The organism is Staphylococcus sp. GDY8P94P (genome assembly GCF_017892255.1).
Lineage (GTDB): Bacteria > Bacillota > Bacilli > Staphylococcales > Staphylococcaceae > Staphylococcus > Staphylococcus cohnii.
Map to the genome: position 1 here is coordinate 172,685 of NZ_JAESKU010000012.1, position 11,837 is coordinate 184,521.

At 32.1% G+C, this 11,837-nt stretch carries 10 protein-coding genes and 1 pseudogene; 5 read left to right on the top strand and 6 right to left on the bottom strand.

The annotated features are described in order from the left end of the window. Positions 1-13: 13 nt before the first annotated feature. Positions 14-772 (bottom strand): SDR family oxidoreductase, encoded by a 759-nt coding sequence (locus tag KA926_RS08515; RefSeq protein ID WP_107386049.1) that lies wholly within the window; start codon positions 770-772, stop codon positions 14-16. A 518-nt stretch (positions 773-1,290) separates the two neighbouring features. Here KA926_RS08515 and KA926_RS08520 point away from each other — a divergent pair. Beyond that, positions 1,291-2,196 carry a PhzF family phenazine biosynthesis isomerase gene (locus KA926_RS08520; RefSeq protein ID WP_107386050.1) on the top strand — a complete coding sequence of 302 codons (906 nt, stop codon included), beginning with the start codon at positions 1,291-1,293 and terminating at the stop codon, positions 2,194-2,196. Positions 2,197-2,461: 265 nt separating this feature from the next. Here KA926_RS08520 and KA926_RS08525 read toward each other — a convergent pair whose 3' ends face one another. From KA926_RS08525 to KA926_RS08535, 3 genes are all read right to left on the bottom strand, one after another. Beyond that, a complete protein-coding gene (locus KA926_RS08525; protein WP_394862910.1) occupies positions 2,462-3,838 on the bottom strand; it encodes an MFS transporter in 1,377 nt (458 codons plus the stop codon). A gap of 121 nt (positions 3,839-3,959) precedes the next feature. Beyond that, a complete protein-coding gene (locus KA926_RS08530) occupies positions 3,960-4,760 on the bottom strand; it encodes an HAD family hydrolase (protein WP_107386052.1) in 801 nt (266 codons plus the stop codon). A gap of 84 nt (positions 4,761-4,844) precedes the next feature. Continuing rightward, entirely contained in the window at positions 4,845-5,729 is an 885-nt protein-coding gene (locus KA926_RS08535; protein WP_107505073.1) for an AraC family transcriptional regulator, read from the bottom strand. A 105-nt stretch (positions 5,730-5,834) separates the two neighbouring features. On the opposite strand from KA926_RS08535, the gene KA926_RS08540 reads away from it, so the two are divergent. Then, the gene (locus KA926_RS08540; RefSeq protein WP_107386054.1) at positions 5,835-6,752 is read left to right on the top strand and encodes a DMT family transporter; all 918 of its coding nucleotides are present in this window, start codon (positions 5,835-5,837) and stop codon (positions 6,750-6,752) included. A gap of 186 nt (positions 6,753-6,938) precedes the next feature. Here KA926_RS08540 and KA926_RS08545 read toward each other — a convergent pair whose 3' ends face one another. Further along, positions 6,939-8,363, bottom strand: a complete 1,425-nt coding sequence (locus KA926_RS08545) for an APC family permease (RefSeq protein ID WP_192945674.1) — start codon at positions 8,361-8,363, stop codon at positions 6,939-6,941. 294 nt (positions 8,364-8,657) lie between these two features. Beyond that, complete coding sequence (locus KA926_RS08550; RefSeq protein ID WP_107384176.1) at positions 8,658-8,957, bottom strand: hypothetical protein; 300 nt, start codon at positions 8,955-8,957, stop codon at positions 8,658-8,660. A gap of 383 nt (positions 8,958-9,340) precedes the next feature. On the opposite strand from KA926_RS08550, the gene KA926_RS08555 reads away from it, so the two are divergent. The 3 genes and pseudogenes from KA926_RS08555 to KA926_RS08565 all read left to right on the top strand — a co-directional run bounded on the left by KA926_RS08555 (position 9,341) and on the right by KA926_RS08565 (position 11,726). Next, positions 9,341-9,577 carry a FeoA family protein gene (locus KA926_RS08555; RefSeq protein WP_040030384.1) on the top strand — a complete coding sequence of 79 codons (237 nt, stop codon included), beginning with the start codon at positions 9,341-9,343 and terminating at the stop codon, positions 9,575-9,577. Then, positions 9,570-11,564: pseudogene (feoB, locus tag KA926_RS08560) on the top strand (ferrous iron transport protein B). Before KA926_RS08555 ends, feoB begins: the two are co-directional and overlap by 8 nt. 12 nt (positions 11,565-11,576) lie before the next feature. Next, positions 11,577-11,726 (top strand): FeoB-associated Cys-rich membrane protein, encoded by a 150-nt coding sequence (locus KA926_RS08565; protein WP_107386057.1) that lies wholly within the window; start codon positions 11,577-11,579, stop codon positions 11,724-11,726. Positions 11,727-11,837 lie beyond the last annotated feature (111 nt).

Here is an 11,837-nt window from a genome sequence, read left to right on the forward strand (position 1 = left end):
ATTAATAAGTAAACTAGCGTGTCGTATAACCGCCGTTAGCAAATAATGTTTGTCCGTTGATCCACCATCCATCTAAAGTTAAGAAAATAATAATTGGCGCGATGTCTTCTATTTTTGTAAGTTGGTTATGAAGCGCTTGAGATTTATGGAATGCTACAGCATCTTCGCTTTCTTGTGGATAGAAGAATGGCGTATCCATTGGTCCAGGAGCGACCGCGTTTACTGAAATGCCTCTATCCATAAACTCTGATGATGCTGCACGTGTATAATGCTCAACAGGCGATTTGCCTCCAGCATAAGTTGAATAAAAGCCTGTGTATGCAGCAAGCAATGCAGTGGCTAAAGTGATGATTTTACCATTATCATTCATAGATTTTTCAGCATATTTAATAAAGAAATAAGCTGATTTCGCGTTGATGTCTGCCATACTATCAAATTCTTCTTCAGTCGTTTCTGAAATAGGTTTTTTAAGCACTTTACCAACAGTATTTATTGCAATATCAACTTTTCCAAATGTCTCTTCAGCATGTTGAAATAAAGCTTGGACATTATTAACGTTTGTCAAATCACCAGAAAATAATGTACCTTCTCCGCCTAAGTTTTCAACTTTTGTAAGTGTCGCTTTTGCATCATCTAAAGATTTTTCATCATGGTGATGGATTACTAATTTGGCTCCTTCTTTAGCGTAAGTAGTACTTAATAAACCACCAAGGTTCTTAGCACCACCAGCAATAACTACAACTTTGTCCTGTAGACTATTAAATTTACCCATATTATATAACCTCCTTTGAATATATTCCAACCATAAACCTTAGAGTGCGATATCAAGCAAGAGATTATTGAAAAATACTAATTATTTTTTGTGGTATCTTTGTATCATTAGGATGTGCTGTAACTATCCAATTATAAATATTTATGTTATTTATACAATGGTTTTTACATACTGTTGGCATATTCTTATATAAATCGGTATATTTTTGTTAATTCGACAACTCAACTTACTGATTTTAGTAAATAAGATTCACAGATGATTAAGTAAATTAAAATCGAAAACCACGAAATTGTGATTAGAGAAAAATAGAAATACAATTATTCAAAAGGTAAAAGAGTTGTATAAATGTGCAAAATAGGAATAAATTAATTTTCCAAGTTCTTTTGTTATTTTTAAAAAGTAAAAATAATCTGATAAAATATTTTACTTTTTACAATTATAACCAGTAAAACATTGCTAAGCAAACTCATGTAAATTGTTCTACAATTTATAGAGAATTAAAAATCAGGAGGAATAAGATGGTCAAATCCGTGCAGGTTTATCATTACGATTCATTCAGTACAGAAGCCAATAAAGGGAACCCTGCTGGCGTTGTATTAGACACAGAAAATTTAACAGATTGGGAAATGCAAGAAATTGCATCGAGAGTTGGGTTTAATGAAACTGCGTTTCCTGTTAAATCTGATAAGGCAGACCATAGAATACGTTTTTTCACGCCAGGTCATGAAATGAACCTTTGTGGTCATGCAACAATTGCCACGATCTATGCTTTAAAAGAAAAACAATTACTAAAAAATAAAAACGAACTTACAATTGAAACTAAGGCAGGAATTTTAACTATTAGAATGAATGTATCTCATAATGACCAAATATATATCACTATGCAACATGCCACACCACAATTTGAAACATTCCATGGTTCTAAGAAAGCATTAGCTTATGCGCTAGATATCGAGGAAGAAGATATCGACGAAAATTTACCAGTTTTATATGGAAGTACAGGTGTTTGGACACTACTTGTTCCAGTGAAAAGTCTAGCTGTTTGTCAGAAAATGAAACCCAACAATGCCCTATTCCCTTCTATATTAAACGAAAAGCCTAAAGTGTCTATTCATCCATTTTGTTTTGAAACATATCATCCATATTCTAATATGCATGCGCGTCATTTCTCTTCACCTTTCTCTGGAACAATAGAGGATCCAGTTACTGGAACAGCTTCTGGAGTTATGGGGGCTTACTTTGTTAAATACATATATAACATTTCAGACAATCCACTCAATCTTATCGTTGAACAAGGCCAAGAAATTGGTAAAAACGGTAAGGTGAAGGTTAGCGTTACTTTTAATGATAATGAATGGGATATAAAAATAACTGGAACAGCCGTTAGCGTTAAAACATTTATTGTTCATTTAACTGATGCGTGATTGAAATCAACATAATAAATATAAATCATATAAGTTATAGAATTAGTGATAACTATAGATTCCACATTATAAATAATATAGGATAAGCATCAATAGCCGTAACTGATTGTTTAAGTAATTTAAAAGTTTAAATCATGCGCTTACCAAACATATATATTCAAATTCATTATAACTGCAATATAAAAGGACCAATCCATAAGATAATGGATTAGTCCTTTTTTTTAAATATGAAATTTATAGCGCAGTATCATTTATAAATAAATGCTTAAGCTTTTATATTTTTAGGTATAATGATTTGAGTCAGAATCACACCAACAATCATAATTGATAAACCTGTTAAAAATGAAGTAGTCGCAGCTACACTAGCACTATGGTTGACTTGTACTGCTGCAAAAATAGTTGTGTTAAGCGCAATTCCTAGCGCGCCACCTAGTGTTGCACACATTTTGTAGATACCTGAAGCTAAACCAACTTTTTCATCAGGTATGGTTAAAATTGCAACTGTAATTCCTGGTGTAGCACATAAACCATTTCCTATAGCACAAATGACAAAGCCAAACACGACAATGCCTACGTACCAATCTGTTGGTAATACAGTTAAACTAATAAACATAATTCCTATTGCTGGAAATAATGGTCCTACTAATAACAGTGGCTTACCACCAAAGCGTAAGGATAATTTTTCTCCTAAACGGATCATCACAACTGCCATAATGACATAAGGTACAGTCACAAGACCTGCTTGAAAGGCATTTAACCCTAACTCTGTCTGCGCATACATATTAAATACTGTTGTTGTACCTACGCCAGAATTGAGTACAACATTGATCATTGAAGAACCCACAAATCCACGGTTTCGAAATAGTGAAAAATCAATGAATGGTGCATGTTTTTGTCTTTCAAAGAATATAAAGACAACTGTAGAAAGTACAAAAATTACAAGACACATAATTGAAAAGGTGCTGAACCATCCTTGTTCAAATCCTTGTGTAGCAAATAAAGTAATACTTCCTATTAAAACTGCAAATAAAAACATCCCAATATAATCAAATGGTCTTGTGTCAATTTTTTCTTTTTCTACTTCTTCTGTTCCCCACAATAACCAAAATGCGATAATTGAAATAATAATAGAGATGATAAAGTTAGATTGCCAATTGACATATGTAGCTATCAATCCACCAACCATCGATGCTAAACCGATACCACCAACACTACCAATCATCAAGTAGCTAAATGCTCTACGCATTTCCTTACCTTTAAATTGCTCATTTATCACGCCTACAGTAGAAGGAAGTAAAATAGCCGCAGAAAGTCCTTGCAGCATACGTCCTACCAATAAGAACGCTGTCACACTAGATACAATAATGAGTAATGAGCCTAAAATACTAAAAATGATACCAATATAAGTCATTTTTAGTTTTCCTATTTTATCAGAAACATCACCTGCACCTACCATAAAAATACCAGTAGCAAATGATGCTAAACTGACAGATAAGTTAACAACACCTGGTGTTGTTTGGTAGGTATTTTGAACCTGTGTAGATATATTAATAAACGATTGGGCAAAAAGCCAATACGTTAACACACTTAACACAATAGCTAAAATCAATTTGTTGTTTGATTGTTGCTTTGTACTCACGATGCATGAGCCTCCTCATCTAAATATTGCATATAAAAATACGCACTAGATAGATATTATCATACAAAGTACAATTTATTTTATGATTTTTTACTATTTTTCTAATTCAATTAAAAATTTACTTTTATTTGAATCCTAAAAGTAAATTTAAAGTTTGTACAACACCATCTTCATTATTATTAATTGCAATTAAATTAGCCTCTTTTTTTAATTCGGGATAGGCATTATCCATTGCGACTTTATATTTGGCAGCTTTAAATAAATCTAAATCATTATATCCGTCACCAAATGCAATAGTTTCTGCAGGCGTAATTTGAAGTAAATTCTGAATTCGATTAATTGTGGTTCCTTTATTCACGCCCAAGTCTGCAATATCAATCCATGCCTCATCTGAAGCTACGATATAAACGTCTTTTTCAAAATGTTTTAGACGGTCGGCAGTCTCTTTACAATGACCACTTGCATCATGAACTGTAATTTTTAATAAATCTTCTTCAATATCGTTATAATCTTTAATATAGTTCACATGTTGATAAGAACCATGCACGTGCCTTTTCTCTGACTCCGAAATATTGTCTAACACATAAGCGCCAGTTTTTGAACAAGCCAGAATAGTTTGTGTATCATCAATTTCCCTTATCGTATCAATAATTTCTTTTGCTTTTTCATTTTCTATCTCTGCATTGTAAATAAAATCTCCATTATATTTAATTCGTGTTGCACTATCACCTACAATAAATGTATTTGTTGCGAGGTCTCCTACGATATTTTCCACACGTTCACATTGTTTACCAGTACAAAAAACAAAGCGGATATCTTGATCTGCACAATTTTCCTTTAACAGTTGAAAAGTCTCACTATTAAATTGGCTGTCATCATTTAAAAATGTGCCATCCATATCTACGACAATCAGTTTAATATTCATAAAAAATCCCCCTTTATTTAGCATTAAACTCATTTTATCTACTTATCATTATAATTAACAATTTTTCTAATAAACATTGAATCATTACTTAGTGGCAATTTGCTTTTTCTGAAACTGTTTTGGTGTTAACTTGTATTTTTCTTTAAAAACTTTTATAAAATAACTCGTTGTTGAAAAACCACATGCCATTGCAATATCTGTAATTGTGTAGGGATATTTACTACGCAACATTCTTACGCTGTGCTCTAATCGTAAATTCACTAAGTATTGCATAGGGGTTTGGTTTACATAGTATTTGAAGCATCTAACCGTTTCAGATTTACTCATATGAATCTCTTCACTTAACATTTGTAATGAAATTTTCTTGTGAAAATGACTTTGTAAAAACGTCATCAGTCTTTTAATACGGTAGTCAAAATAGTATCGTTTTTGTTCATTTACTACTGCTGAATGTAACAATAACCATTTTATTGCTTTATAATATTTAGCAGTAATCTCTAGTTCAAAATATAAATTTTGATTTTCATATATTTGCCCAGCTGAGTTAATAATCTCTATAAGTTCTTGTTGCTGTTTGTCATCTTGAGATAAGTATATATACGGCACATGATGTGCTTTATTCATAATTTCTGACACATAATTAAATTCTACATAATTGGTAGTTTCTGGTATCTCAATATTCCAACAAAAATACTCTGTATGCGACACTTCACTTGTTAACTCATGCACAACATTTGAATTGATAAAAAGCCCGTCACCTTTTTTAACATTAAATGTGTCGTCACCAATTGAAACATTGAGTGCTCCATTAATCACATACATGAATTGCAATGCGTGGTGCCAATGTATAGGAATGTAGCCAAATATCGTGCGATTTAAATACGTATGTAAAATAATATGTTTCCATTGTTTATCAGGAAATTGTATTAACTCTTCTCTTGTATTTTCTACGATAATTTCTTGATACATAAATTAGACACCTCAATATTTTGCTATTTTAAGCTTATTTTTATATATTATATCGCTTATTTTCACGCTATAGTATGAATATATTAATATTTAACAGGTGAGTATATGGTAAATGAAACAAAATTTCGAATCGTAGGTATTTTATTAGCTATTGTAGGAGCATCTTTTTGGGGACTCGGTGGCACAGTATCAGATTTTCTTTTTCAACAAAGGGACATTGATATCAATTGGTATGTAACTGCGAGGTTATTAATCAGTGGCTTCTTCTTATTAATGATTTACAAAATAATTAATAGAAAATCTTCATTATTCGATATATTTAAAAATAAACATAGCCTATTCCAACTTTTTATTTTTTCAATTTTTGGTATGTTGCTCGTTCAATACGCTTATATGGCGTCTATCAATTTCGGTAATGCGGCAATCGCTACTTTACTCCAATATATAGCGCCAGTATATATCATTATTTGGTATGTTATCAGACGTAAAGAGCGCTTTAAACTTTTTGATTTGATCGGGATTGTCCTTACATTATCAGGTACCTTTTTGCTACTAACCAACGGATCTTTTAGTAAACTTGTGGTATCTACACCGAGTGTAATTTGGGGGATTATATCTGGTTTAGCACTTGCATTCTATACACTTTACGCAACACAATTATTAACTCGGTTTCCGTCTATTTTAGTTGTCGGTTGGGCAATGTTAATTTCAGGCATTGTCATGAATTTCAAAGCACCTATATGGCAGTTTGATTGGTCCAATTTAACAGGATCGACTGCACTTTATTTAACTTTTGGTATTATTGCCGGAACTGCTATAGCATTCTTTTTCTTTATTGAAAGTTTAAATTACTTATCAGCAAAAGAAACCACACTTTTCGGCACAATCGAACCTGTTATGGCCATATTAGCAAGCGCGCTTTGGCTTAATGTTACATTTCGTAGTTTTCAACTTATTGGTATTCTACTGATTATCGTACTCATTTTAGCTTTATCCTTAAAAAAACAACATAACATAGAATAAACAATTCAACTTAAACTCAAAACATGATATATAAACTTATAAGATGCTGTGATAGCCAGCATTATACTTTTTATCCTACTACCAATTAATAATATCTATAATACTTTACACACATTAAAAAAACGCTCTCTAAAATAGACACTAAAAAGTGAAAATTTTAAAGAGCGTTTTATTATCTTTAACATATTAATTTTTGATGTTTTTAAGATTTTTTAAAATATACAGTACATAATAAATGATGCCGATACAAAACCAAATCAATGTATAGATCTTAGCCTGACCACTTAATCCCCAGAACACAATAAATACACAAATAAATATAATCACTGGCATCACTGGGTAAAATGGCAATTTAAATGCTGGTTCTGGTAGGTCATGGCCTTCTCTTTTACGCAATGAAAAAATACCTACTGTAACAAACATAAACGCTACAAGCGCACCTGCTGAAATTAATTGTGCTAAAAAGCCAAATGGAAAAACAGAGCCAATAATAATTGCAACAATCGATAGTATGATTAATGCACGATTTGGTAAATTTTTATTATCTAATTTTCCTAACCAAGACGGTAAGATACCATCTCTACCAAACGAATAAAGCAAGCGAGAACCTGCTATCATCATACCAATTAAAGCAGTAAACATACCAATTACTGAGACTGCCTGCACTATGACCGCAACAGTACTATGTCCACTCATACGTAAAGCCCAACCTACTGGCTCAGCATTATTTTTATATTGCGCATAATCAAACATCCCCACTAATACAAGTGAAACGACGATAAACAATGTAACTGCAATCAGTAAAGAGCCCAAGATTCCTCGTGGCATTGTTTTTTGCGGATTAATCGCTTCACCAGAGTTTGAAGCAATAGAATCAAACCCAATATAAGCAACAAAAATGACAGAGCTACCTGCATATATACCCTGCCAGCCACCAAACGCGCCTGCTGCAGTTTCACGGTACTCTGGAATAAAAGGTATGTAATGACCAATATCAATGACTGATAAACCTACGATTATAAATAAGAGAATAGCCAATACTTTAAGTATCACGAGTGCATTTTGAACACGTGCCGCTTCTGACGTTCCTCTGTATAGTAATATCGCCGTTATAATCACCACGACAGCTGCTAATAAATCAATGATACCTCCGTCTGTACCGAGAGAGTTAGATAATGAATTAGGTAATGATATATGAAAAGGTTCTAGTAAACCTCTCAAATTAGCTGAAAATCCTGATGCTACAAAAGCCACAGCAATTAAATATTCAGCAATTAAAGCCCAACCTACAATCCATCCGAAAAATTCTCCAAACAATATGCTAATCCATGTATATGCTGATCCAGCAAAAGGCATAACAGATGCCATTTCTGCGTAAACAAATGCCACCAAAGCTGCTACAATAGCTGCTACTAAAAAGGACAAACTGACTGATGGACCTGTGTGATCAGCAGCTACAACACCAGGCAATGTAAAAATAGCAGTAGAAACAATTGTACCTACACCTAAAGCTAAAAAGTCTCTTATTCTTAACGTGCGCTCTAAATGAGCATCTTTGTTTTGAAATTTAGAAATATCTTCTTTTTTGAAGATTTGTTTTAAAAGATTCATTAATTTTCTCCTTGCTAATTATGTACAAACACGTATTACAGTATAGTGATTTTTAACTATAATGTACATATCCTTTTAAAAAAGAATCTTTAATAAATTTATGATTATTTAGCTTATAACTATATTCGTTTAATGTTTGTTACTTCTAATGTTTTATACCTTAATATAGCGCACCCTAAGTCTTACCTATATTTAAATACAAAAAAGACTATCGATACAGCAGTTAAATAGCTTTATCAATAGTCTAAATGGTTAACCTTCAATCTTTATTGTCTTTGGTTACAAATACATTATTTATGATTTCATTCGGTTTAACACTTCTTGCTGAATTGTCTTTAATGCTTCATTATAGGCTTTATTCGTACTCTCCTGTGCATTTATAATTAGGAGATCAATCAATTCAGCATTATTTTTTTCACTCACTTCATGTTCAAATTGATGTAAATGTTCTTCAGATGTTTTCGCATTTTGCTTTTCAATTTGATAATATTGGTCAGCTCCCAAACCACCTTCTTCAATCATGACAGAAATCCCACTTGAGCGCGTTTCATTTAAACGTTTTACTTTTATGCGTTTATTATCACGGATAACCATTTGAATCCCTCCTATCTCAATATGTAAATCAATTTTAAAAACACATATTTTATATAACGATTCATGATTCATATCCGAAGCTCAAAAATTTTGAACAACAGTCAATCATCAAACCATCTTTTGGACTAAGGTCATGTCATCTCATATTCAGGAAATTATTGTTTAACCTAAGTGTAATATTACATTGTATTTATATCAATTTCTTTGCTCATTTATTGGTCATTTATTTTTCAAAAGCAAAAAATTAACCCAATATATGTTACGTACAATAATGCTTAACAAAACATTCACAAAATTATATTAAATTTACTTCTATTATTTTTGATAAAATTGTATAATTGATAATGATTATTATTATCTCATTATAAGAAAGAGTGAGTTTTATGTTAAGCATAAAAAGTGGAGACTTAAAAAAGAATTACAAAATCAAAGAAATGAACATTAAAAATCAACACATGCGCCATCGATTAAATGCACTTGGTTTAGTGAATGGTACTAAATTAAAAATTAAGCAAAAGTGCCTGTTCAAGGGTCCTTGTATATTAGAAGTGAATGGTCAATGTTTAAGTATTCGTGGTTGTGATGCATGTCAGATTGAATTAGAGGAAGCCAATGACTAATAGTTATTGTATTTTAGGAAACCCTAACGTCGGTAAAACATCTTTATTTAATGCATTGACTGGCACATACGAATATGTAGGAAACTGGAGTGGCGTAACTGTAGAGAAAAAAGTAGGGCGCCTCAAACAACATGTTGGAAACCTAGTTGATTTACCAGGCATTTATGAATTGTCACCTATTTCTAAAGACGAAATGGTTGTGACGGATTATTTATTGAATAATTCATTTTCTGGAATGATTAATATTGTAGATGCAAGCCAATTAAAACGTAACTTACAACTAACCGTTCAACTCATGGAATTAGGTGCACCTTTAATTATTGGATTAAATATGGTTGATGTTGCTACAAAACGTGGTATTCGTATCAACCAACAAACACTTATGAAAAAATTAAAATTGCCATTACTACCTATCATAGCAAGAAATGGTAAAGGGACGCATCAATTATTAGAATCTTTGAAAGACAATGGCTTATCAAAAAACAGACCATTGAAATTAAATTATGGTAAGAACATTGAAGATACGATATCACAAATTGAAGCACATTTAACATCAAGCACCTCTATTGATAAACATTTAAGACGCTTTATATCAATACAATTTTTATTAGAGAACCCAAAAATTTATGAATTTCTAGATGATACTGTTTTGAAAGAAATAACATTATTACGTCAAAATTTATCAGAAGAATTAGATAATTCTATACGTGATGAGATACAAGCAATACGCAATACATATATAGACAATATTTTAAAAGATACAGTTGAATATCCTGATGAGGAACGACAATATTTCACGCATCAGATAGATCGCATTTTAACAAATAAATATTTAGGCATCCCAATCTTTTTAATCATTATGTAGTTGATTTTCCACGTTACTTTCACTTGGATCGGTACACCTATATCCGACGCATTAGATGAATTTTTAGGTGGCACCTTTACGGATACGGTATCAAACTTGATGGATAAATTAGGTCTCGTTCCATTTTTACAAGATTTAATCAATGACGGTATTATTGCTGGTGTAGGTGCAGTACTTGTATTTGTGCCACAAATACTGGTGCTTTTCTTCTTTATTTCTCTTTTAGAAGACTCTGGTTATATGTCTCGTATTGCCATATTAATGGATCGAATTATGGAATACTTTGGTCTTAGTGGTAAATCTTTTATACCAATGATTATAGGATTTGGATGTAACGTGCCAAGTATTATGGCAGCACGTAGTATTGAAAGTGAGAAGGAAAGACTTACAACGATTTTGATTGCACCATTTATGTCTTGCTCTGCGAGATTACCCGTTTACGCATTGTTTGTAGGTGTGTTTTTTGAATCTCATCAGGCACTCATCGTCCTAAGCTTATATGTACTTGGTATTGTTGTGGCTTTATTAACAAGTGTACTATTAACGAAAACGGTATTAAAAAATGATGACTCTGTATTTATCGTCGAATTGCCTACTTATCGATTACCATCAGTCAAAACACTATGGAGAAGTACATGGGAAAAGGCTAAAGGTTTTGTTAAAAAAGCAGGAACATTTATCTTTGCTGGTTCGGTAATTATTTGGTTATTGAATTATACAGGTCCTGGCGGTTTCAATGTAGACGTTAATGATAGCTTTTTACACTCAATTGGAAGTTTCTTTGCTGTATTAGTTGCACCATTAGGTTTTGGTTCATGGCAAGCGGGTGCTACATTAATACCTGGATTCTTAGCAAAAGAAGTTATCGTTAGCTCGATGGCAATTATCTAGGCATCAGACGAAGCTGGTCTTGTAAACATTATACAAAGTCATTTCACACCATTATCGGCATATTCGTTTATGATTTTCATCTTGTTATATATACCATGTTTATCTACAGTCGCAACCATTCGCAAAGAAACATATTCTCTTAAATGGACTGTACTGGCTGTAGCATATCCATTAATCACTGCATATTTACTTTCGTTTGTCTTTTATCAAATCGGATTATTATTTTATTAAGGATGTGATTTAATGACGATTATTATCAATGTAGTTATCTTTTTAGCTATTATTAGTTATGTTGTTTTTACATTATTCAACTTTTTCAAGAAAGCTAAAGCTGGTAAATGTAACTCTTGTGGCTCTAAAAATGGGTGTCATACAGGAAAGAAAACATTATAACTACCTGTCACGTTAGATAAGTTCATCAATTTTTGTAAAAGTGACAGCATACTCAAATCTTTTCATAATGTTTGATTCACATCAAAAAGATAAAATAAGAAAGCGCTAAGT

Excerpts from the sequence above, each read along its gene's own strand:
- KA926_RS08515 (WP_107386049.1), bottom strand. The coding sequence starts at position 772 with ATGGGTAAATTTAATAGTCTACAGGACAAAGTTGTAGTTATTGCTGGT.
- KA926_RS08520 (WP_107386050.1), top strand. The coding sequence starts at position 1,291 with ATGGTCAAATCCGTGCAGGTTTATCATTACGATTCATTCAGTACAGAA.
- KA926_RS08530 (WP_107386052.1), bottom strand. The coding sequence starts at position 4,760 with ATGAATATTAAACTGATTGTCGTAGATATGGATGGCACATTTTTAAAT.
- KA926_RS08535 (WP_107505073.1), bottom strand. The coding sequence starts at position 5,729 with ATGTATCAAGAAATTATCGTAGAAAATACAAGAGAAGAGTTAATACAA.
- KA926_RS08540 (WP_107386054.1), top strand. The coding sequence starts at position 5,835 with ATGGTAAATGAAACAAAATTTCGAATCGTAGGTATTTTATTAGCTATT.
- KA926_RS08545 (WP_192945674.1), bottom strand. The coding sequence starts at position 8,363 with ATGAATCTTTTAAAACAAATCTTCAAAAAAGAAGATATTTCTAAATTT.
- KA926_RS08550 (WP_107384176.1), bottom strand. The coding sequence starts at position 8,957 with ATGGTTATCCGTGATAATAAACGCATAAAAGTAAAACGTTTAAATGAA.
- KA926_RS08555 (WP_040030384.1), top strand. The coding sequence starts at position 9,341 with ATGTTAAGCATAAAAAGTGGAGACTTAAAAAAGAATTACAAAATCAAA.
- KA926_RS08565 (WP_107386057.1), top strand. The coding sequence starts at position 11,577 with ATGACGATTATTATCAATGTAGTTATCTTTTTAGCTATTATTAGTTAT.